The organism is Pedobacter kyungheensis (assembly GCF_000812965.1).
Lineage (GTDB): Bacteria > Bacteroidota > Bacteroidia > Sphingobacteriales > Sphingobacteriaceae > Pedobacter > Pedobacter kyungheensis.
In genome coordinates this window covers 1-22,750 of sequence record NZ_JSYN01000031.1, presented here as the reverse complement: position 1 = coordinate 22,750, position 22,750 = coordinate 1, and the positions used below count along the sequence as shown (strand labels likewise).

The window sequence follows — 22,750 nt, the reverse complement described above, 5'->3', positions numbered from 1 at the left end:
ATTTCATAGTCAAGGATTTAACGATATCATGGCCAGTCGGGTTAAACAAGCAGGGAATAATAACCGTTAATATTATTTTCTGTTGACGAAAAAATGTTTTTCATCACTTTTTAACATAGGTTAAAAACAATAAATAAGCGATATTTGCGCAAATAACATATTTTAATATCAATGAGCAAAAAGGGAATTTTACTGGTAAATTTAGGAACACCCGATAGTACGGCAACAGCCGATGTCAAAAAATATCTTGATCAGTTTTTGATGGATGAAAGGGTAATTGATATTCCTAAATTAAACCGTACACTATTGGTTAAAGGAATTATCGTTCCTTTCCGTAGCCCTAAAACTGCTAAATTATACCGCGAAATATGGAACGAAAATGGTTCGCCACTTTTGTATTACAGCAAGCTGCAGGCTAAAATGCTGCAAGAAAGGCTGGGCGACGAATACCAGGTAGAGCTGGCTATGCGTTACCAAAACCCTTCAATTGCTTCGGCACTCGATAAGCTTAAATCGGGCCTTGTAGAAAGTATTCAGGTTATTCCGTTGTTTCCGCAGTATGCATCGGCTAGTAGTGGTTCAGTTATACAGCTGGTTATGGAGTTGGTGGGTAAATGGCCAACTGTACCGCCAATTTCCTTTGTTAACTCTTTCCATGATAACGAATTAATGATAAAGGTTTTTGCAGAAAATGCAAGAAAACATCAGATAGATACCTATGATCATGTGTTGTTCAGTTTTCATGGTTTGCCAGAACGTCAATTGTTAAAGTGCGATCATACCGGTAGCTACTGCTTAAAAAGCAGCGATTGTTGCCAAACCTTAAACGATACCAATAAATTTTGCTATTCAGCACAAGGGCATCATACAGCCAGATTAATTGCTGCTGAATTAAATCTGCCAAAAGAAAAATACACTGTTTGTTTTCAGTCGCGTTTAGGTAAAGAGCCCTGGGTGCAACCTTACACCACCGATGTATTGAAAAAGTTGGCAGGAGAAGGCAAAAAGCGTTTACTGGTTTTTAGTCCGGCTTTTGTTGCCGATTGCCTGGAAACCCTTTATGAAATTACAGTAGAATACCACGAAGAGTTCAGGGAGTTAGGAGGAGAGCATGTACAGCTGGTAGAAAGCTTAAACGATAGTCCGGTATTTATTGAGGCTTTAGCCGGAATGATTAAATAATTCTGAAATGGCAGGTTTTATCATTTTAATGGGCGTTTCGGGAAGTGGTAAAACCGTGGTAGGAAAAGCCCTTGCACCACGAATACAGGCCGAATTTATTGACGGCGATAACCTGCATTCGCAACGCAATGTAGATAAAATGGCGGCGGGAATTCCTTTAACCGACGAAGATCGTTTAGATTGGCTTCAACTTATCGCTAAAGTTGGCCGTGAGCATGTAGCGCATGGTACCTCTTGTATTATTGCCTGCTCTGCTTTAAAAAAAGCGTATCGCGAATTGCTGCGGGTCGATAATCCGGCCATCAGCTTCGTTTATTTAAAAGGCAGTTTCGATTTAATTCATGATCGCATTGCGAAGCGTTCGCATCAATACATGCCATCGAGCCTGTTGCAAAGCCAGTTCGATACGCTTGAAGAACCGCAAGTTGACGAGCAGGATGTTTTAACTGTCTCAATCGATCAGCCAATAGATGCTATTGTAGCAGAAATAGCCCAGGCTAAGCTCATTTCGTAATTACTGAAATAATCTGATCGGTAGCCCCTTTTTTATCTGTCACATATTTTTTGGCTGCTTCAGCGGCATTTTTGTTATCTGCAAAACCATTAAAAGCATCAGTCAGTTCTGCTGCTGATGATATACTTTTCGCGGCACCAATGGTAATCAGATCTTTAGCTTCCTGGAATTTATCGTATTTAGGCCCGAAAATTACAGGTAAACCAAAAGCAGCAGCTTCAAGGGTGTTGTGTATACCAGTGCCAAATCCACCACCAATATAAGCCACTTTACCGTATTGATACAATGCCGAAAGCATACCGATGTTATCGATGATTAAGATTTGAGATTTGAGATCTGAGATTTGAGCATTGTTAGCTTCTAAGTGCGCACTGAGTACCGAAAACCGCAAACTGCCAACCGGAAACTGTTTTTCTATACTTTCAATATGGCTGGCATGGATTTCGTGAGGCGCAATAATTAATTTCCAACCGGGATATTGGGCAGGTAAGGCAGCAAGTAACTTTTCATCTTCGGGCCAGGTGCTGCCGCAAATTAAAGTGGGTTGGCCAGCTATAAACTGCTCAATTAAAGGTAAATGTTTTGGTGTTTGTGCGTTTTCATAAACACGATCAAAACGGGTATCGCCACTAAGGGCTACATTGTTTAAGCCAATTGATTTTAACAGGTTTTCACTTTCTTCGTTCTGCACAAAAAAGTACGTTACTGCTTTTAGTATATTGCGGTAAAAGCCTCCATACCATTTAAAGAATGCCTGGCTGTTCCTGAAAATGCCCGATATTACATATAAAGGGATACCGCGGTCTTTCAGCCCCTTAAAGTAAAAATGCCAGAATTCATATTTGGTAAAAATGGCCATTTCGGGGTTAATACTTTCAATAAACCTGTCTGCATTCTTTTGAGTGTCAATGGGCAGATAAAAAACATCGGCTAATGCATAGTTTTTTCTAATTTCATATCCTGAGGGCGAAAAAAAGGTAACCACGATTTTTTTAGCCGGGTAAAGTGTTTTCAGTTTTTCTAAAACCGGCCGGCCCTGCTCAAATTCGCCTAAAGATGCAAAATGGAACCAAATGTGTTTTTCTTTCGGGTTAATGCGCTGAGCAATTTGTGTGTAGACGTTTTTACGGCCGCTTATAAATTGTTTAGCCTTAGGATTAAATAATGAAAAGATCCTTATTAGTAAAATGTAAACCCGAATTCCGATTATGTAAAGCAAAAGCATTAGTGTAATTTCATATCTTCGTGCCAAGATAAAAGTAATATATTTAAAAAGCTTAATAATATATGAAACCTTCGGGATTTAGCCTATAAATCAAGACAATTAGATAAGTCAGAATCGTTTCGTTACAGACAAAATAAATTATACTCTAGATGAAAATAGCCGTTATTGGTACAGGATACGTAGGTTTAGTTACCGGAACCTGTTTAGCAGAAACAGGAAATGATGTTATTTGTGTTGACATTAATGAAGCAAAAGTAAAACAAATGCAGGCTGGCGAAGTGCCTATTTACGAGCCAGGTTTAGATCTTTTGTTTCATAGAAATATTGAGCAGGACAGATTAACGTTTACCACCAATCTTGCTGATGCCGTAAAAGATGCACAGATTATTTTTATGGCTTTGCCAACTCCTCCGGGTGGCGATGGTGCTGCCGATCTTTCGTACATTTTAGGCGCAGCTAAAGATATTTCTAAATTGATTACCGAGTATAAAGTAATCGTCAACAAATCAACCGTTCCTGTGGGAACTGCCGATAAAGTAAAAGCTGTTTTTGCCGAAAATACTTCGGTTGAGGTAGATGTGGTTTCGAACCCTGAATTTTTAAGAGAAGGAGTAGCTGTTGACGACTTTATGAAACCAGACCGCGTGGTTTTGGGCACTAAAAGCGAAAAGGCTAAAAAACTAATGACCGAATTGTATGCACCTTATGTACGTCAGGGAAACCCGATTCTTTTTATGGATGAGCGTTCTTCTGAGCTGACTAAATATGCGGCAAATTCTTTCCTGGCTACCAAAATTACCTTCATGAACGAGATTGCAAACCTGTGCGAACTGGTTGGTGCCGATGTTGATGCAGTAAGACGCGGTATCGGTTCAGATGATCGTATCGGTAAACGTTTCCTTTTCCCGGGTGTGGGTTATGGTGGTTCATGTTTCCCGAAAGATGTTCAGGCACTGGTTAAATCATCCGATGATTATGCGTACGACTTCCAGATTTTAAAATCGGTAATGGAGGTTAACGAAAGACAAAAAACAATCCTGGTTGATAAAGTATTAAAATATTATAAAGGCGACATTAAAGGCAAACATTTTGCGCTTTGGGGTTTAGCTTTTAAACCCGAAACCGACGATATCCGTGAAGCACCGGCTTTGTATATTATTGATGAGCTGGTTAAGAACGGTGCTACCGTTACCGTTTTTGATCCGGAAGCGATGACCAATGTTAAAAATATTCTGGGCGATAAAATTAAATACGCCAAAAACCAGTACGAAGCATTGGAAGGTGCTGAAGCACTGTTGATTGCAACAGAATGGTCGGTTTTCCGCAACCCCGATTTTGATAAAATTGAGCATATTTTGAAAAATAAAGTGGTTTTCGATGGTCGAAATTTGTATGATTTGCAAAAAATGATCGATCTTGGCTATTATTATAATAGCATAGGTAGAAAACTAATAGATTAAAATGGGTCGAAAAAGAATTTTGATTACAGGTGCAGCCGGATTTTTAGGTTCGCACCTTTGTGATCGCTTTGTGAAAGAGGGTTTTCATGTTATCGGAATGGATAACCTGATTACGGGCGATATGGCAAATATTGAGCATTTGTTTAAACTCGAAAATTTTGAGTTTTACAACCACGATGTTTCCAAGTTTGTGCATATTCCGGGGAAACTTCACTACATCTTACACTTTGCCTCACCGGCAAGTCCGATCGATTACCTTAAAATTCCGATTCAAACCCTTAAAGTTGGTTCTTTAGGTACCCACAACCTGCTGGGGCTGGCCAGAAATAAAAATGCGCGGATGCTCATTGCTTCAACTTCCGAAGTTTATGGAGATCCAAATGTTAACCCACAGCCAGAAGAATACTGGGGCAATGTAAATCCCGTTGGGCCCCGTGGTGTTTACGATGAAGCCAAACGTTTTCAGGAAGCCATTACCATGGCCTACCATACTTTTCACGGGGTAGAAACCCGTATTGTTAGGATCTTTAATACTTACGGTCCAAGAATGCGACTGAACGATGGCCGTGTTTTACCAGCTTTTATCGGGCAGGCACTAAGGGGCGAAGATTTAACCATCTTTGGCGATGGCAGTCAGACTCGCTCTTTCTGTTATGTTGATGATCTTATTGAAGGGATTTACCGCTTACTGATGAGCGATTATGCACAACCCGTAAACATTGGTAACCCCGATGAAATTACTATCAAGCAGTTTTGCGAAGAAATTATCAAACTAACTGGTACCTCGCAAAAAATTGTGTATAAGGAACTTCCGCAAGATGATCCGAAACAACGCAGACCCGATATTACCAAAGCGAAAGAGATATTGGGCTGGGAGCCAAAAGTTGGTCGTGCTGAGGGATTAAAAATTACATACGAATACTTTAAGTCGTTGCCTGCAGAGGCTTTGGCTAAAATTGATCATAAAGACTTTACCACATTTAACCGTTAAAATGGCAAAAATATTAGTTACCGGTGGAACAGGATACATCGGTTCGCACACAGCAGTAGAATTACACAATGCAGGTTATGAAGTTGTTATTGTTGATAACCTCTCTAACTCGAACATTAAAATTTTAACCCAGCTTCATGCTATTACCGGCAAATGGTTCGATTTCCATGAAATTGACCTACAGGATGATAAAGCTGTACAGGAATTCGCTGAAAACAATACCGACATTGATGGAATTATCCACTTTGCTGCTTCAAAAGCTGTAGGCGAATCGGTAGAACAACCTTTAAAATACTATAGAAATAATTTTTACGGATTAATTAACCTGTTAACCTCATTCAACAGAAAAATTAATTTCGTATTCTCTTCTTCATGTACTGTTTACGGTCAGCCAGAAAGCTTACCGGTAACTGAAGCAGCGCCTGTACAAAAGGCAGAATCGCCTTATGGTAACACCAAACAGATTGCCGAAGAGATTTTAGCTGAAACAGCAGCAGTAACGCCTGATTTAAATATTATCGCTTTGCGCTATTTTAACCCGGTTGGTGCACACGAAACGGCTTTAATTGGCGAATTGCCAAATGGCGTTCCGGCAAACCTGGTTCCGTTTATTACACAGTCTGCTATTGGTAAACGCGGCCCGATTACCGTTTATGGCGATGATTACGATACACCGGATGGTTCAGCTATCCGCGATTATATCCACGTAGTTGACTTGGCCAAAGCGCACGTTGCAGCCATTAAACTTTTAGAAACCGGAAACCCAAATGGCAATTACGATGTTTTCAATATTGGTACCGGTAAAGGTTCGTCAGTTTTAGAAATCATTGCTGCTTTTGAAAAAGTAAATAACGAAAAGCTGGATTATAAAATTGGCCCGAGAAGAGCTGGTGATATTGTTCAGATTTATGGCGATGTACAGAAATCGAATGCACAACTGGGCTGGAAGGCCAACTTGGATATCAACGAAATGATGCGCTCGGCATGGGAGTGGGAAAAATACATTAAGGCTAACCCTTTTTAAATGAAGTTATCGGAGCACAAAGATCTTAAAGAAGCCATTACCAGCTTACCTGTTAAAGAAAAAGACAAGCTACTGCTGCGTTTAATTGCAAAAGATAAAGTGCTTACCGAACACCTTCATTATAAATTGTTGGAGGATGAAACGGATTTAAACGACCGTAAAGAGAAGATTAAGGCCGATGTAGAGGAGCAGATTTCGGAATTACACAAGCTGAATGCAAAGGAAGCTTTGGTAAAAGTCCGGAAGATGATCACCATGGTTAATCATTTTTATAAGGTTACAAAAGATCCGTTAGGGGAGGTAGAACTGAAATTGTTTATCCTCAATGCCATTCCTTTCGACTATAAGAAATCAATTTTTGGTTACCGCGATTTTATGATATTGTTCACAGCATTTTATCTGAAAACAACCGTGGTAACCTTAAATAAATTTAAAAAGCTTCACGAAGACCATCAATTTGACCTGAGCGAAGATTTTAATCATTTGCTCCATAAAATCTATTCCTCTAAATTTGCAGGTGCAGCCGAGGCCAGTAATCTGCCAAAGAAAATAAGTTAAAACCACGATCGACCATTATGTTCGGATTATTTAAAAAGAAAAAAATAGTACCCGAATTTAATTTCTCCAGTATTGGGACGGATATGCACTCGCACATTATCCCGGGTATTGATGATGGCGCACAAACAATAAAAGATTCTTTATTGCTGGCTAAAAAATTTAAAGCCCTGGGCTACCATAAGCTGATTGCCACCCCGCACATCATGGCCGATTATTACCGCAATACACCCGATAACATTAATCGCGGACTTGATGTATTGAGAAACGGGCTAAAAGAAGCAGAAATAGAGCTCGAGGTCGATGCAGCTGCAGAATATTATCTGGATGAAACCCTCGAGAAAAAGATCAGACAGAAAGAAGTATTAACCTTTGGTTCCGATTACCTCCTTTTTGAGCTTTCTTATATCAATGCACCTCAAAACCTGCTCGATTTTATCAAAATGATGCAGGATGCGGGTTATAAACCTGTTCTGGCACACCCTGAAAGATATCCTTATTACCACCATGCTTTCGAAAATTACCACCAGATCAGGGAAACAGGTTGTCTTTTGCAACTCAATACGATTGCCTTAACTGGCTATTATGGTAACGGCGCAAAAAAAGTAGCCGAGGAAATGGTTGAAAATTACCTGATCGACTTTATCGGTAGCGATATGCACCATTTAAAGCACGCCGATGCATTGGCAGATAGCTTAAGCACACCTTTAATCGAAAACTTGCTGAGTCAGCACCAGTTGGGGAATGCCCTACTTTAGAATTGTTTAACTGTTTGAATCGGTTAAGTGGTTAACTGCTCAAATAATCTAACCTTTACTATTCTAATAATTAAATTAATAAGTAAGCTTCGCTTTCTAAAAACCTGCAATTAACCAATTCAAACAATTAACCGGTTAACCTTTATTCGTATCTCAATGCCTCTACCGGATCTAATTTTGAGGCTTTTTTGGCAGGATAATATCCCGAAAGAATACCAACAAAAACACACAATACAAAACCGCCGATAATAAACAGCCAGGGAATCAGGAATGCTCCGCCCATGGCCAGCGATATAATGTTTCCGAGTACAATGCCTAAAAATATGCCGAGCACACCGCCCATCAGGCAAATCACTACGGCTTCAATTAAAAACTGTCGACGGATTACATGCGGGTTGGCACCAATTGCTTTACGGATACCAATTTCGCGGGTACGTTCGGTTACCGAAACCAGCATAATATTCATTAAACCGATGGAAGCGCCTATTAATGTAATAATACCAATGGCTACACCTCCAATGGCCACAAATGCCAGGTTCTCGAACAGGGTTTGCGCAATGGCATCGCTCTTGGTAATTTCGAAGTTATTGGTCTCGTTTACTTTTACCTTACGGATATTTCTGAATAATGCTGTAGATTCTCCGATAATCGTTTCCTGCATTTCATTGCTGGGCACCATTACGGTAATGGTGTAAGATGGATTGGCGTTTGCATTGATCTGTTTCGCCTTTAACAAAGGAACATAAACAGCCCTGTCGCCGCTAAAGCCCATACTCGAACCTTTTTTAGCTAAAATCCCCACAATTTTAAAGCGGTTGTTACCTACATTAATCAGTTTATCAAGCGGATCTGCGTCTTTGAATAGTTTTTCTACCACCTCGCCACCAACAATACATACATTACTACCCAGTTGAATTTCAGAAACGCTAAAATTCCTGCCTTGCGATAGGTTTAAGCCTTGAGAGGCCAACCCATTTTCGTCTATACCCTGCACATTAATATTCGGGTTGGTTTTTAAACTGCCGTACTTTACAGTAGAACCACCGCTGGCAAATACACTCACCGCTACTTTGGCTGGTGTATTTAAACTATCTTTAAATTTAATGGCATCTTCGTAACGGATGGCTTTAAAAGGTTTTGGCCTTTTACCATTACCAATTCTGATACCTGTACCGCGGTTACGGATGGTGAATGAATTAGCCCCCATGCTGCTAAAGGCATCGGTCATACTTTTCTTTACAGCATCAAGTGTGGTTAAAATCCCCACCAAAGCCATTAAACCTATGGCAATAATCAAGGCGGTAAGCATGGTGCGCAAGCGGTTACCTTTAATAGATTCTAATGCCAGTCTGATGTTTTCTCTGTAATTCATTTATTGTAAGTACCAAGTATAGTATTGAGTATCAAGTATGAAGATGGGATTAGCCTTGTACCCTACACCTTTGTCTTAAACCTTTATGTGTAAAAATAAAAAAAGTCCCGATGTTTAGACAAGGGGACTACACGATATGTTACAATAATATTTTATTTATGCCGAGAAACTCGTACCACAGCCACAAGTGCTGGTTGCGTTCGGGTTAATGAAGGTAAAACCGCGTGAGTTTAAACCATCTTGCCAATCAATCATCATCCCCATCAGGTACATCTGATGTGCTTTGTTCATGAAAACTTTAATGCCATCGATCAAAAACTCCTGATCGCCATCTTTTTTCTGGTCAAAACCCAGCACGTAGTTCATGCCAGCGCAACCGCCACCTTCTACACCAACGCGTAAGCCGTAATCTTCGCCAATTTCCTGCTGATCTCTTAATTTATATAACTCTTTGGCTGCTCCTTCCGAAAAAGTAACTGGTGCAAATGATGTATCAACTGTTGTGCTCATGTTATTTAAATTTTATCTGTCACAAATATAAATAATAATGCACATTTTTGCTTTTAACGGTCAGCTAATATTACCGTATATAAACAATACTTATGAATACCCAACAGATTTTAATTGATGTAGTGATCTTATTTGCAGGCGTTTTTGGTGCGCTAATGGCTGTTTATTATATTTTAAAGGGCGATATACAGCGTTTCTTTAATTTAAAAACCATAGAGCTGAATAAAGAAACAAGGGCGCATATTTTACCGTTAAGGTTACAGGCACACGAGCGTTTAATCATCTTTGTTGACCGGATTAACCCGGCTAACCTGTTGGTGCGTCTCCATCAGCAAGGTATTGATTTAGCTACTTTGCAAGCCGGTATTTTAAGTGAAGTCCGTGCAGAATACCAGCACAACATTACCCAGCAGTTATATGTAGATGCGGTTACCTGGGGCGTAGTGCGTAAATTGAAAGATGATACCATCGGTATGATTAATAATGCTGTACAGGGTTTGTCTGCCGGATCGAACGGAATTGAACTGAGCAAAGCTATTTTGCAGCACATGGCTACTATTGATGAAAATCCTTACGATTTAACATTAGCGTTGATTAAGAAAGATATTGCCCGGTTGTTTTAAGCATCACGCAGTTTCCAATGGGCAGTTACAAATGAACCAATGACTAATGAACTACTGAATAAGTTTGGAGTTGAGCGTTTGGAGTTGGAGGCAATTACCGATAATACAGTATGCAGTTTAAAGTTGGCAGTTTGCCTCACCAATGAACCAATGACCAATAAACCAAATATATGAGCACGAAGAAACACACCACTACATCAGGCATTGAAATAAAAGGGCTGTATACTTCGGCAAGGCCAATGGAAGAGCAACCCGGGCAATATCCATTTACCCGGGGCATACAAAAAGATATGTATCGCGGCCGCTTGTGGACGATGCGGCAGTACGCCGGTTTTTCTACTGCAGAAGAATCAAACAAGCGTTATCATTATTTACTGGCTCAGGGAACTACAGGCTTGTCGGTTGCATTCGATTTGCCTACACAGATAGGTTACGATTCTGATCATGATATGGCAGATGGCGAAGTTGGGAAAGTAGGGGTGGCTATTGATTCGCTTCAGGATATCGAAATTCTGTTTGAAGGTATTAAGCTGCAGGACATTACCACTTCGATGACGATTAATGCAACTGCATCTATATTACTGGCCATGTACATTGCCCTGGCTAAAAAGCAGGGTGCAGATTTAAAGCAAATTTCGGGAACCATACAAAACGATATTTTAAAAGAGTATGCTGCCAGGGGTACTTATATATATCCGCCCAAACAATCGATGCGCTTAATAACCGATATTTTTGAGTTTTGCAGCAAAGAGGTACCTAAATGGAATACCATTTCTATATCGGGTTACCATATTCGTGAGGCGGGTTCGACAGCTGTGCAGGAACTGGCTTTTACGCTTGCCAATGGCAAAACCTATTTAAAGGCAGCTTTAAACAAAGGTTTAGACATTAATGTTTTTGCCAAAAGGTTATCTTTCTTTTTTAACTGCCACAATAACTTTTTCGAAGAAATTGCAAAATTCAGGGCTGCGCGGCGCATGTGGGCCAAAATTACCAAAGATTTGGGCGCTACTGACGAAAAAGCCCAGATGCTCAGGTTTCATACCCAAACGGGAGGTTCGACCTTAACGGCTCAGCAACCATTAAACAATGTAATCAGGGTGAGCAATCAGGCTATGGCGGCAGTTTTGGGTGGTACACAATCGCTGCATACCAATGGTTACGATGAAGCGCTTTCGCTTCCAACCGAATCGGCAGCTAAAATTGCCCTGCGTACACAGCAGATTATTGCATTTGAAAGCGGAGTTACGGATACCGTTGATCCGTTGGCAGGTTCATTCTTTGTAGAAAATTTAACTGATGAAGTTGAAGCAGCAGCCTGGATATATATCGACCGGATAGATGCTATGGGTGGTTCGGTTAATGCCATTGAAAGCGATTACATGCAAAATGAGATTGCCAATGCAGCCTACCAGTACCAGAAAGAGATTGAAAGTGGTGAGCGGATCTCGGTCGGGGTAAATAAATTTACGCAGGAAGAAGAAAGCTTAACCGAAGTTTTTAATATCGACGATGCTATCCGTAAACTACAAAGCGAAAAGCTGGAGCAGCTCAGGGCAACGCGCAATCAGGCTGCGGTAGATGAAGCACTGCGTTTATTAAAAGAAGCTGCCCGGGGCGACACCAATTTAATGCCTTTGATTATTGATGCTGTTGAAAAGTATGCCACGCTCGGAGAGATTGCTGATGTGCTGCGCGACACCTTTGGCGTTTATTAAAATCATATTTAGTGATGTTAATAATCAGCTGATCTGAAGGATGATGAGCAGTGATAAGCTTCAATCAAAATGACCAGTTCACTGTCAGATAATAGCTACAAAAAAAGTATTACAGGTTTTAATTAGCAGATAGCCTGAAGCGCGTATTTAAACGACATATTATTTATACTTTGTAGCGCTTTGATTATCAGTGTTTTCGTGTGTTGATTAGCGCAATATTGGCAAATGATGCCTAAAATGGCTTGGAATTTGCTTTTTAAGGGTGATTTGAAATTAACCGGAGACAAACGCGTTAAATAATTGTAAATGTGGATAACCAGTGTTAATAAATAGTTATTAACATAAAAAATTGAGGTTAAGCAACCTACTTTATTCCTTATCAGAGGGTTACGATTTATTTGAAATTTTTGTTTAAAATGTTGATAATTTTCTCAATATTCGTAGTCCCGAAACGGACCGTCCCTTTATATCGAATCGGAACTGAAAACCAATAAATTACAGAAATCGCAATGGAAAAAACTTGTACAGAAGTATGGAAGAACTGTCTCCAAATTATTAAGGATAACATCCCGAACCAAAGTTTCAAAACCTGGTTCGAGCCAATAACTGCCCTTAAATTGGAAGGTAAGGTTCTAACTATACAGGTGCCAAGTTTATTCTTTTACGAATGGCTTGAAGAGCACTATGTTGGCTTGCTACGCAAGACGGTAAAAAAACAACTTGGAGAGGATGGCAGGTTGGAATATAATATCGTTGTAGATAAATCATCAAACAGCGGTAATCCTTATACCACCAATATGCCCTCAAATGGAAATGGCGCGGAGGCAAAGGTACAATCGATGCCGATTCCGGTATCCATTAATAAGGATATTAAGAACCCATTTATTATCCCTGGATTAAAGAAATTAAACGTTGATCCACAATTAAACTCAAACTACACTTTCGAAAATTACATTGAGGGAGATTGTAACCGTTTGGCACGCTCGGCAGGTTACGCTGTTGCTGCAAAACCAGGAGGTACATCTTTTAACCCTTTAATGATTTACGGTGGGGTAGGTTTGGGTAAAACCCACCTGGCGCAGGCCATCGGAAATGAGATTAAACGCAGCATGCCAGATAAGCTGGTTATTTATGTTAGCTGCGAGAAATTTTGCCAGCAGTTTGTTGATTCATTAAAGAACAACACCATTAACGATTTCGTTAACTTTTACCAGGCTATGGATGTAATCATCATGGATGATGTGCACAACTTTGCCGGAAAAGAAAAAACGCAGGATATTTTCTTCCACATCTTTAACCACCTACACCAATCGGGTAAACAGGTAATCTTAACTTCTGATAAAGCGCCAAAAGATTTAGCAGGTTTAGAAGAGCGTTTGTTAAGCCGTTTTAAATGGGGCTTATCTGCCGATTTGCAAATTCCGGATCTTGAAACGCGTATTGCTATCTTAAGAAAGAAAATGTATGCTGATGGTATTGAGTTGCCAGGCGAGGTGGTAGAGTATGTAGCGCACAACATTGATAACAACGTGCGTGAGCTGGAAGGTGCTATGGTATCATTGCTGGCGCAAGCTACTTTGAACAAAAAAGAAATCGATTTAGCATTAGCCAAACAAATGCTGAAGAACTTTATCAAAAATACTTCGAAAGAAATTTCAATGGAGTACATCCAGAAACTGGTTTGCGAGTATTTTGAAGTTCCGGTTGATATGGTTAAATCGCAAACACGTAAACGTGAAATTGTTCAGGCGCGTCAGATTTCGATGTACCTTTCTAAGAGCCATACCAAATCATCATTGAAAACAATTGGTGCTTTCTTTGGTGGCCGCGATCACAGTACCGTAATTTATGCTTGCCAAACGGTAGAAGATTTAATCGATACCGATAAAAAGTTTAAAGCTTACGTACACGATATCCAGAAAAAACTAAAAATGAGCTAAGCTTTTACAAGTTTATTGTTCAATAAAAAAGCAGCCAGATGTTCAAAATCTGGCTGCTTTTTTTACCTGTAAAATCTGAGATAGGAATAAGGGGCCTATCTCAGATTTTTATTAACCTTTGGCTATTTCTTCGAGCCCGTAAAATAAAGCCGCAACGTGTAAAGCCTGGGCAATCTTATTTTCTCTAATTAACTGTTTTACTTCGTCAACAGTATATTCTTCTACATTTAAAATTTCATGTTCATCTAAGTGTTGTTCATGCGTTTTATCACCCCCGGTTAAGAGGTAGGTAAAAGTGACGTTGTTTGCAGTAGCAGGGTTGGGATAAAGTTCAGCAATTAATTTACAGGTTTTAAAGCTGTATCCGGTTTCTTCCAAAAGCTCGCGTTTAATGGCAAATTCTGGCGCTTCGTCACCGTCAATTACACCACCCGGTACTTCGAGCGAAACAATATCGGCCGCATGACGATACTGGCGTACCATAATAATTTTTCCTGCTTCGGTTAAGGCAATAGCATTAACCCAGTTGGGGTATTCTAAAACGTAGTAATCGTCTTTAATTAGACCATCAGGTAGTTTAACCTCATCTACCCTTAAAGTAGCCCACTTTTCCCGTACTAAATATTTAGAGGCAATTTTCTGCCACTTTTCTATAATCATCTGTTTCATTATTAATTTTTATACGCCACAAGCAAGACGCTTAGCGTAAGTATTGTTGTATCGTTTTCTGACGGTGCAGGTTAACCAAATGTACAATCTTATGCCGGTCTGATAAAAACTGATACACTAAATTTAATTTTGGTGCGATAATTAAATTCCTTTCAGCGCTAATTCCCAACTCGTAATAAAGAAATTCGCTAAGCGAATCCAGCTTTTCAGGAGCAAGATCGCTGTCGTTAAGCCACTTTTCAAAAGCGGTTAAATCAGCTCCTTCCAAAAGGTTTACCGGCAAGACGAAACTTTTCTCCATACTTTCGTTAAACAGCCACTGGGCTTCTTTAAATTTACCCTCCAGTTTTAAGCCCATAATGCGGGCCAGCACTTCTGCCAGTTTTTGTATTTCTGCTGTAATTAAATCTTTTCTGTACATGGTTGTTGTAAAGTTAAAAGCTGTTTTAAAGTTGGAAAGTTCTGGTTTATAGACAATCAACTATTGACTAATGAACCAATGAACAATTAAACTGATGGTGCTACCAGCTTCCGCTAGAGCCACCACCGCCAAAGCTTCCGCCTCCAAATCCACCGAAGCCGCCGCCTCCTCCTGAAGAGCCACCGCCCCAGCCACTATTACCACCCCAGCCGCCGCGACCACCGCCGCCGCTGCCAAAAAGCATGGCCCAGAATAAGGCATTAGAAGCACCACGACCTCCTATTACCTCGCTACCACCGCCACCGCCTCTTCTCATGATAATCAGAATTACGATAATGATAATAATTACGATAACGATGCTGCCACCACCACCGCCGCTTTTCCTGTTGGCAACCCTGGGGTTATCGTTTTTATATTCGCCTCTGGTGTATTTAATAATTGAGGTTGTTGCTGCATCCAGTCCGGCATAATAATTTCCGGCCCTGAACTCTGGCTTAATGTCATTATCAATAATCCGCTTGGCGTAAACATCGGGCAGTGCGCCTTCAACGCCGTAGCCGGTTTGAATAGAGATTTTTCTGTCGCCAACAGCCACAACAATCATAATGCCGTTGTTTTTTCCACTTTGGCCAACGCCCCATTTCCGGCCCAGGTTTACGGCATATTCGTTAATGTCGTAATCGCCTACCGATTTTAATATCGCGATGGCAATTTGTGTAGATGAAGAATCATCGAAAGCTACCAGCTTATTTTCAAGGGCCTGCTTTTGCTCGGCAGATAAAACACCCGAGTAATCGTTAACCAGGGTGTTGGGTTTTTCGGGATAATCCTGCGCAAAAGCAAAGTTGAACAATAAAGCCAGTAACGATAAAAGAAATATTTTTTTCATTACTTATTTTCTTGACGATCCATAAAAACAATATCGTTAGGCAATTCATTAATATCGCCTTTTTGCGGTGGGAAAAACAAAGCCAGTTTTTCTCCGGCCAAAGTTACGCCCGCAATAATACCATCGGCTAAATTGCCTTTGGCAAAATGTGCTGTCATGGCAATTTTGGTGGTTTCCCAAAAATCATCAGGTACCAGCTGGTTAATTCCTATATCGCCGATAACGGCAAATTTACGGTCAACGTGTGCCAGATAAATCAGTACCCCATTCCTTCTGGCTGTTTTATCCATATCCAGTTTAACAAAGTATTCGATGGCTTTTTCATAAGGATCAGCCTCACAATGTTTATCAATAGCAATCCTGATTTCGCCCGATGTAGCTTTTTCTGCATCGGCAATGGCATTGGCTATTTTTTCCTGTTCAATATCCGAAAATAACGACATGTGCTTAATTTATGGTGAAGTAAAAAGGGTAGTAAATGTTCAGATAAACATTTACTACCCTTAAATGTTATGCTTAAAAAGATTAAAACTCTACTTTAGGTGCATCTTTGGCAGTTGCATCAGCTTCGAAATAACCTTTTGGCTTAAAGCCGAACATACCGGCGGTTAAGTTAGTAGGGAAAGATCTGATTTTGCCATTGTACTCCTGTACGGCATCGTTAAAATCTTTACGGGCAACAGTAATCCTGTTTTCTGTACTTTCCAGTTGTGCAGATAAATCGCTAAACTGTTGGGTAGCCCTTAACTCAGGATAATTTTCGGTAATCGACAATAATTTACCTAAAGCCTGGCTCAGCTGACCTTGTGCAGCCTGATATTTTTGAATATTTTCTGGCGTTAACTCATCAGCCTTAACCGTCATTTGGGTAGCTTTAGCACGTGCTTCAGTTACCGCTGTTAAAGTTCCCTGTTCAAATTTGGCAGCGCCTTTTACCGTTGCAACCAGGTTCGGAATTAAATCTGCTCTCCGTTGATATTGGGTTTGAACCGTTCCCCATTTCGATTTTACGTTCTCATCAAGTTTAACCATGCTATTATACCCGCATGAGCTTAAAGTGCTTACTGCAATTACTGCAGCTAAAATCCCAAATATTAATCTTTTCATTTTTATGGTTTTTGTTGTGTTAATCCAATTGATTTTGCTCAATTTACGAATTAGATATCAAATTGCATGCCTTTGTTACAGTTTACGTTTTTATCTGTCAGGTTGGCAAGCTCCTTATCAGTTGCATTCAGTTTCTCTTATTTTAAAAATAACCATCAATTTTGACTTCTTTACCTTGAAGCGCAGGGGCTTCCACACTTTTTAGCGGATGTTCCTGCTCTCTGCTTTATCCCGATGAATCGGGATGCCCGCTCCGATCAGGGCTAAATACTTCATGCAGTAGCCCGGAAAACTTTATCTAAGTTCAGCAAATCACCAAATATGCTTTCAGATGCTTATCTTTGTAGCAATTCGGGATAAAAACCCGACATGATATGCAAAAAGACATCGAAATTACTTTGCTCCCAAACCAGGTAGAGCAAACAGAAGTGATTAAACAGAAACTTGCTGATGGCCTTAAACTGCCACTGACAAGAATTAAAGGCTACGAAATACTCAAAAGATCCATAGATGCCCGTTCCCGTAAAGTTATTTTCAGGTTACAGGTAAGGGCTTTCGTTGATGAAGAAGTTGTTCCGCAAATTTATACCGTTAATTACCCTAATGTTGCTTCGGCTAAACCGGTTATCATCATTGGGGCAGGCCCGGCAGGTTTGTTTGCAGCTTTACAATGTATCGAAAACGGTTTAAAGCCCATTATCGTAGAGCGTGGTAAAGATGTAAAACAGCGCCGTCGCGATTTAGCCGCCATTAACAAGCAAGGGGTAGTAAATACCGAATCTAACTATTGTTATGGAGAGGGTGGAGCCGGTACTTACTCAGATGGTAAACTATATACCCGTTCTAACAAGCGTGGTGATATTAATAAAGTACTTCAGGTTTTTGTAAGCCACGGTGCCGAGCCCGATATCGCCATTGATGCCCGGCCACATATTGGTACCAATAAATTACCACACATTATCACAGCCATAAAAGATACCATCTTAAATGCAGGCGGTGAGGTGATGTTCGATAGTCAGATGACCGATATTTTAACCGAACATGGCCAGGTAAAAGGTATCGAAATTAATTTTCAGGATAAACTTTTTGCCGATCATGTTATTCTGGCAACCGGTCACTCAGCCCGCGATGTGTACGAATTGCTGAACAGGAAAAACATCCTGATCGAAGCAAAACCTTTTGCTCTGGGTGTCCGGATAGAGCATCCGCAGGAAATTATAGATTCGGCTCAATACCATTGCGATATCCGGTCAGAATTTTTACCGCCAGCTTATTACAGTTTGGTAGAGCAGGTGGGGAGCCGCGGCGTATTTTCTTTCTGTATGTGTCCTGGGGGTATTATCGCACCATGTGCTACCGGCGAAAACGAAATTGTGGTGAATGGTTGGTCGCCATCTAAACGAAATAATCCTTACGCCAACTCAGGTACTGTAGTTCAGGTTACCTTAAACGATGTGCAGGGCTACGATCCGCTACGGATGCTTAATTTTCAATCAGAGATAGAAAAAATGGCTTTCGAAGCTGGTGGAGGTAATTTGGTTGCGCCGGCACAACGGATGGTTGATTTTGTAAACAATAAATTATCTATCGATTTACCTAAAAACTCTTACCTGCCAGGCACAAAAAGTGCGATGCTCGATAATATTCTGCCCGATTTTGTATCCGATAGTTTGCGTGCAGCATTGCCTTTATTCGGCAAGAAAATTAGGGGGTACTATACCAACGAAGCCATTTTGATAGGCGTAGAGAGCAGAACTTCTTCGCCGGTACGTATTCCCAGAGATAAGGAAACTTACCAGCATCCGCAAATCAAAGGACTTTATCCTTGTGCCGAAGGGGCAGGTTATGCCGGTGGAATTGTCTCGGCAGCTATTGATGGTATTAACTGTGCAAATGCAATATTGACAGCCTTTTAACAAACTTTATAGCACACAGGTTGTTGTTTGGTTATGTTTAATATTACCAACGAAATAAAAAAAGCTTTTAATGGCGATGCCTGGCATGGTAACCATGTGATGCAAACTTTAAATAATGTCAATCCTGAAAGGGCATTTAAGCATTTTATCGTAGGCGCGCATTCTATTGCCGAAATCGCCCTGCACTTAACTGCATGGACTGAAGAAGTAACTTCGCGGTTAACCGGAAAGCCTGCTGCTGAGCCAGAACGTGGCGATTGGCCTTTGCCTGAAAGTAAAACACCGCAAGGCTGGGAAAAGATTATTTTTAATTTTAAAGTGGCTAACGAAGAATTGATCCGAATTGCAGAAAATATGAAAGCCAGCCATTGGGAAGATGAAGTGAAAGATGAAAGGAATCCGGCTTTAGGAACCGGAGTAACCAATACCGAGCTTTTAAGTGGTTTAGCCCAGCACCATGCTTACCATTCGGGGCAAATAGCCTTGCTTTCTAAATTCTAGCCCGTTTATTAGCCTAATCACTAATCTGTAAAAGATGAATAAAACACTTATTATAGGCGCGTCGCCAAATCCATCACGTTATTCATACAAAGCTGCACATATGCTTAAGCGGTTTAATCACGAAATTGTTAATGTGGGCATTAAAGAAGGATCAGTTGCAGGTGTCGAAATCGAAAAACCCGGCCACATTCATAGCGATATTGATACCATCACTTTGTATATAGGGCGTCCGTTACAGGCACAATATCGCGAGTATATTCTGGCAACTAAACCCAAACGGGTTATTTTTAACCCGGGTACTGAGAATCCAGAGCTTGAAGAAGTATTAATTCAGCATCAAATCGAGCCTGTTGAAGCTTGTACCTTGGTTTTGTTAACCACCGGCCAATATTAAAAACGGTAAACCACGCCCCAGTTTACATAATCTGCCTGTGCAAAGTGCATATAGGTTTTAGCCTGTAAACCAATATGTGGGGTAATGTTAAAAGTTGGGCCAAATGTCCAGTACCAGGTTGCTTTTTCCATTAGTCTGTTGTAATGGATATATTTCCCGATTTGTGCAGCGACGGTAACACGCCATAAGTTAATATCTGCGCCAATACTCAACCCTGTGCGCCATCTATCATAAGAAGTACCGTAGTTCTGAAAGGTTTCTCCAAAACGATTAGGGTCAAAAACGCTGTAATAATACACCGCATCAGCCCCCGCCTTTAGCGACATGATATCGTTTAAATAGAAGTTATAACCTGCATATAGCCCGCTTTTATAAAGGCTTTTGTTGTTATCTCCAAATACACCTCTGGCGCCTAAACCTGCGCTAAGCTCAATAGAGTTTCGATGCAGGGTGGTATACGTACTTTTTCTTTCGGCAGTAAGTTCTTTTGGGTTGCCCAGTTTTAGTCCGATATACACATTTCCGGTATTCAGGCCACCATTTGGCACGGTTGCGCCACCGTTTGATACGTGCAGGAAACCGAAGCCAGCCATTAAATCGGTGTACTTACTTAGCGGCAGTTCCATACCCAGATCGGCCTTAATGGTTTCGTTAATCGGACTACCCAGGAAACGGTTTTTCGTATTATTGAAGTAGTATTTGTTGGTGTAGCCCAAACCCACTCCCGGTGTAAAATTAAACTTGGCTTTTCCAATTTTAAATAGTTGGAAATCAAGTTGTAATACTGCTCCGTAAACCTGACCAAATGCATTGGCAGAAGTATCTTTAGTGCCTTTCAATTTGCTCAGATCTCTGAAAATGAAACCAATTCCGTAAGATTTTGCTCCACTAAAGCCAATCCATTTGTCGCTGTTTTGACTAATGTCTTTGAAATAGGCTGCATCAAATCCTGTAATCTGGTCCTGAAACAAATGCCCCTGATCGTTATTGATGTGTGTACCGAATACCGGTTTAAAAATAATGGAGTGGTTTTCCGGAGCAATTTGCGCTTTAGTAAAAGACAAGCCTGTAAAAACTAAGGCCAAAGAGAGTAATTGTTTTTTCATATTAACTTTTACTGAAACGGTAAGCAAGACTATAATAAGCATATCGGTATCCCGTTGCGCTGTTTTTAACTTCGTTTGAAGTAAAGGTGGCCGTATAATTGGCTGTCCAGCGCGCAATGGCAAAGGTTAAGCCCAGCTGTGTGGTAAATACGATGGGTTTCGGTTTAAAGGTAATAGGACCTTTATCATTCAAAAACAATCCTCCCTGCAAGCTCGAATCGTAGGCTACAGCATGTAATTGAGGGGCCACCGAAAGGAAAAGCTCATATTTACGTTTAGCATTGCTTTTATTGCTATTACTTACTAAACTGTTAAAAGCAGCTGAGCCATCCATCTCATTAAATTTTCCTAATCTAAGCAGTGCGCCTACATTTGCTTTGGTTATTACATTGCCCACCGCTGCCGAAGCAGTTCCGGTCATATCAAATATTTGGTTAGGAGTAGCGAGCAGTCTTTTGTTGTATTCTATGCCCAGATTTAAAGTAGGTTCGCTGTTTAGTCCGTATTCCCAACCGGCAATTTCGTTCTGGCCAACCAGTTTATGATAGGTTTTTTGAAATTCTTCGCCCAGGGCATCTTTTCCCGTAAGACCAACTTGCGCTGTAACCTTTAATAACTGCTTATTTTGGTAAAACCTGCTGTAATTGGCCTCGCCATATAAATAGGCGGTAAATGGGCGGTCGTGCAGGGCAGGGTTTGGGGCAAAACTGTAATAAGGGTTATATATTTTCTGGCCCAGTTCAAAACCAATTATTTCTTTGCTCCGGCCGGCCTTCAGGTTTTCGGCGTTTAAAGCATGCCTGTATTTAATAAAAAAGCCATTGGTATAATACCGGTCGCTCGTAATATCTATATAAGCGTCGTTCTCGGTAATAACAACCAGCTCGTTTTTGTAACTCTGAGCCTGGCTAAACTTTGCAATAAAGATCAAGAGCAAAGGCAAGTAGGTTTTAAGCGCAACTTTCATTAATAATAAGGATGATTTATTAAAGCGGTAAAAGTATTAATTATTGTTCAATATCCCGATAGTTATACCATTCTCTAATTATATCCCGATTTATCAGCAAAGCAAGTTCCTGTGCTTCGTTGGTTTGAGTAGTCCCGCCCTTGCTGCAAATCCTCTCCCGATTGAAATATCGGGATGCGGGTTTTCCGCGCCGGTCGGGTTTAGGTGGCACATCCGGTGCAAAATACCCCCTCAAAGCGTCTAAAAATAAAAAACGCGCCTCAAACCTTAATGTTCTTAATCCCTTAATGGTAAAAAAACAGCGGGCCTGCTCCTAAAAATCCATACAAAACAGCCCAAATCCCCAATTGTTTTATCCCGATGAATATTATTTCATCCTGTAAACCATCGGATTAGCTTAAACCTGTCCATAAAACATCCCAAACCCTTTGCGTGGGTATTAATTTTTTCTACCTTTGCAACCCGCTCGGAAGGAGAGGACAATAACTGAAAAGCTGGCAATAGGAAAAGGGGAGTAGGATTTATTTTAAAATAATCCTTGCGAGATGAGAAAAGATTGTTACCTTTGCAGCCCGCTTCGGAAGGAACGGGGAGCTGATTAAAACCAGCGTATTGAAATAGTGAAGAAGGAAAAAAGAAGAACGAAAAAATAAAAATTATTTTATTTGGAAGTTAAAAAAAGATTCCTACCTTTGCACTCCCAACGATAAGGAAGGGTAAAAAAGCTGAAGCGGCGGATGTCGCAGGAGGCAAACAAAAAAGATTGAAACGGACGAAACATAAGAAAGACAAGTAAGACTTTCTGGAACTGAAACCCGAAGATATATAAAAGGCAACCGTGAGGTTAATGCCGAATAAGTTCTTAAAAGAGATGTCAATGTAGCGAAAGCGGGTTTAATGAAGTACTG

General features: G+C 40.5%; 23 protein-coding genes. 13 read left to right on the top strand and 10 right to left on the bottom strand.

What is annotated here, in order from left to right:
• The first annotated feature begins 171 nt into the window (after nucleotides 1-171).
• Entirely contained in the window at nucleotides 172-1,182 is a 1,011-nt protein-coding gene (hemH, locus tag OC25_RS21970) for a ferrochelatase (RefSeq protein WP_039480666.1), read from the top strand.
• A gap of 7 nt (nucleotides 1,183-1,189) precedes the next feature.
• Nucleotides 1,190-1,696 carry a gluconokinase gene (locus OC25_RS21965; protein WP_039480661.1) on the top strand — a complete coding sequence of 169 codons (507 nt, stop codon included), beginning with the start codon at nucleotides 1,190-1,192 and terminating at the stop codon, nucleotides 1,694-1,696.
• Here the strand turns inward: OC25_RS21965 and OC25_RS21960 are convergent.
• Entirely contained in the window at nucleotides 1,686-2,948 is a 1,263-nt protein-coding gene (locus OC25_RS21960; protein ID WP_342418093.1) for a 3-deoxy-D-manno-octulosonic acid transferase, read from the bottom strand. The genes OC25_RS21965 and OC25_RS21960 overlap by 11 nt on opposite strands.
• 122 nt (nucleotides 2,949-3,070) lie before the next feature.
• On the opposite strand from OC25_RS21960, the gene OC25_RS21955 reads away from it, so the two are divergent.
• From OC25_RS21955 to OC25_RS21935, 5 genes are read left to right on the top strand one after another with little or no spacing between them, the layout of a single operon-like run.
• Nucleotides 3,071-4,381, top strand: a complete 1,311-nt coding sequence (locus OC25_RS21955; protein ID WP_039480655.1) for a UDP-glucose dehydrogenase family protein — start codon at nucleotides 3,071-3,073, stop codon at nucleotides 4,379-4,381.
• A gap of 1 nt (nucleotide 4,382) precedes the next feature.
• Nucleotides 4,383-5,372 carry a UDP-glucuronic acid decarboxylase family protein gene (locus OC25_RS21950; protein WP_039480652.1) on the top strand — a complete coding sequence of 330 codons (990 nt, stop codon included), beginning with the start codon at nucleotides 4,383-4,385 and terminating at the stop codon, nucleotides 5,370-5,372.
• 1 nt (nucleotide 5,373) lies between these two features.
• Entirely contained in the window at nucleotides 5,374-6,396 is a 1,023-nt protein-coding gene (gene galE, locus OC25_RS21945; protein ID WP_039480650.1) for a UDP-glucose 4-epimerase GalE, read from the top strand.
• A complete protein-coding gene (locus OC25_RS21940) occupies nucleotides 6,397-6,954 on the top strand; it encodes a hypothetical protein (protein WP_039480647.1) in 558 nt (185 codons plus the stop codon). It abuts the gene before it with no gap.
• Between the two features lie 17 nt (nucleotides 6,955-6,971).
• The gene (locus tag OC25_RS21935) at nucleotides 6,972-7,709 is read left to right on the top strand and encodes a tyrosine-protein phosphatase (protein WP_039480644.1); all 738 of its coding nucleotides are present in this window, start codon (nucleotides 6,972-6,974) and stop codon (nucleotides 7,707-7,709) included.
• A gap of 142 nt (nucleotides 7,710-7,851) precedes the next feature.
• Here OC25_RS21935 and OC25_RS21930 read toward each other — a convergent pair whose 3' ends face one another.
• Together OC25_RS21930 and OC25_RS21925 are read right to left on the bottom strand one after the other, a co-directional pair.
• A complete protein-coding gene (locus tag OC25_RS21930; RefSeq protein WP_039480641.1) occupies nucleotides 7,852-9,081 on the bottom strand; it encodes an ABC transporter permease in 1,230 nt (409 codons plus the stop codon).
• 156 nt (nucleotides 9,082-9,237) lie between these two features.
• Nucleotides 9,238-9,591, bottom strand: coding sequence for a HesB/IscA family protein (locus tag OC25_RS21925; protein ID WP_039480636.1), 354 nt, complete (start codon nucleotides 9,589-9,591; stop codon nucleotides 9,238-9,240).
• Between the two features lie 92 nt (nucleotides 9,592-9,683).
• On the opposite strand from OC25_RS21925, the gene OC25_RS21920 reads away from it, so the two are divergent.
• From OC25_RS21920 to dnaA, 3 genes are all read left to right on the top strand, one after another.
• Nucleotides 9,684-10,214: a DUF7935 family protein gene (locus OC25_RS21920; RefSeq protein WP_039480633.1), complete on the top strand. Its 531-nt coding sequence runs from the start codon at nucleotides 9,684-9,686 to the stop codon at nucleotides 10,212-10,214.
• Between the two features lie 170 nt (nucleotides 10,215-10,384).
• Nucleotides 10,385-11,932: an acyl-CoA mutase large subunit family protein gene (locus OC25_RS21915; protein WP_039480630.1), complete on the top strand. Its 1,548-nt coding sequence runs from the start codon at nucleotides 10,385-10,387 to the stop codon at nucleotides 11,930-11,932.
• A gap of 509 nt (nucleotides 11,933-12,441) precedes the next feature.
• On the top strand, nucleotides 12,442-13,872 hold the full coding sequence (dnaA, locus tag OC25_RS21910; protein ID WP_025145530.1) for a chromosomal replication initiator protein DnaA: 1,431 nt from the start codon (nucleotides 12,442-12,444) through the stop codon (nucleotides 13,870-13,872).
• 111 nt (nucleotides 13,873-13,983) lie between these two features.
• Here dnaA and OC25_RS21905 read toward each other — a convergent pair whose 3' ends face one another.
• From OC25_RS21905 to OC25_RS21885, 5 genes are all read right to left on the bottom strand, one after another.
• Nucleotides 13,984-14,532, bottom strand: a complete 549-nt coding sequence (locus OC25_RS21905; RefSeq protein ID WP_082018686.1) for an NUDIX hydrolase — start codon at nucleotides 14,530-14,532, stop codon at nucleotides 13,984-13,986.
• Nucleotides 14,533-14,572: 40 nt separating this feature from the next.
• The gene (locus tag OC25_RS21900; protein ID WP_039480626.1) at nucleotides 14,573-14,962 is read right to left on the bottom strand and encodes a hypothetical protein; all 390 of its coding nucleotides are present in this window, start codon (nucleotides 14,960-14,962) and stop codon (nucleotides 14,573-14,575) included.
• Between the two features lie 100 nt (nucleotides 14,963-15,062).
• Nucleotides 15,063-15,851: a TPM domain-containing protein gene (locus OC25_RS21895; protein WP_039480624.1), complete on the bottom strand. Its 789-nt coding sequence runs from the start codon at nucleotides 15,849-15,851 to the stop codon at nucleotides 15,063-15,065.
• A complete protein-coding gene (locus OC25_RS21890) occupies nucleotides 15,851-16,294 on the bottom strand; it encodes a TPM domain-containing protein (protein ID WP_039480621.1) in 444 nt (147 codons plus the stop codon). The genes OC25_RS21895 and OC25_RS21890 overlap by 1 nt, the downstream gene beginning before the upstream one ends.
• 82 nt (nucleotides 16,295-16,376) lie before the next feature.
• A complete protein-coding gene (locus tag OC25_RS21885) occupies nucleotides 16,377-16,958 on the bottom strand; it encodes a LemA family protein (protein ID WP_039480897.1) in 582 nt (193 codons plus the stop codon).
• A gap of 374 nt (nucleotides 16,959-17,332) precedes the next feature.
• On the opposite strand from OC25_RS21885, the gene OC25_RS21880 reads away from it, so the two are divergent.
• From OC25_RS21880 to OC25_RS21870, 3 genes are read left to right on the top strand one after another with little or no spacing between them, the layout of a single operon-like run.
• Nucleotides 17,333-18,874: an NAD(P)/FAD-dependent oxidoreductase gene (locus tag OC25_RS21880; protein WP_039480617.1), complete on the top strand. Its 1,542-nt coding sequence runs from the start codon at nucleotides 17,333-17,335 to the stop codon at nucleotides 18,872-18,874.
• 33 nt (nucleotides 18,875-18,907) lie between these two features.
• Nucleotides 18,908-19,375, top strand: a complete 468-nt coding sequence (locus OC25_RS21875) for a DinB family protein (RefSeq protein WP_039480613.1) — start codon at nucleotides 18,908-18,910, stop codon at nucleotides 19,373-19,375.
• Between the two features lie 34 nt (nucleotides 19,376-19,409).
• Nucleotides 19,410-19,769 (top strand): CoA-binding protein, encoded by a 360-nt coding sequence (locus tag OC25_RS21870; protein WP_039480610.1) that lies wholly within the window; start codon nucleotides 19,410-19,412, stop codon nucleotides 19,767-19,769.
• Here the strand turns inward: OC25_RS21870 and OC25_RS21865 are convergent.
• Both OC25_RS21865 and OC25_RS21860 read right to left on the bottom strand, forming a co-directional pair.
• The gene (locus OC25_RS21865) at nucleotides 19,766-20,875 is read right to left on the bottom strand and encodes an acyloxyacyl hydrolase (protein ID WP_039480607.1); all 1,110 of its coding nucleotides are present in this window, start codon (nucleotides 20,873-20,875) and stop codon (nucleotides 19,766-19,768) included. The two genes, OC25_RS21870 and OC25_RS21865, sit on opposite strands and share 4 nt — an antisense overlap.
• A 1-nt stretch (nucleotide 20,876) precedes the next feature.
• Nucleotides 20,877-21,842: a lipid A deacylase LpxR family protein gene (locus OC25_RS21860; protein ID WP_039480604.1), complete on the bottom strand. Its 966-nt coding sequence runs from the start codon at nucleotides 21,840-21,842 to the stop codon at nucleotides 20,877-20,879.
• Nucleotides 21,843-22,750 lie beyond the last annotated feature (908 nt).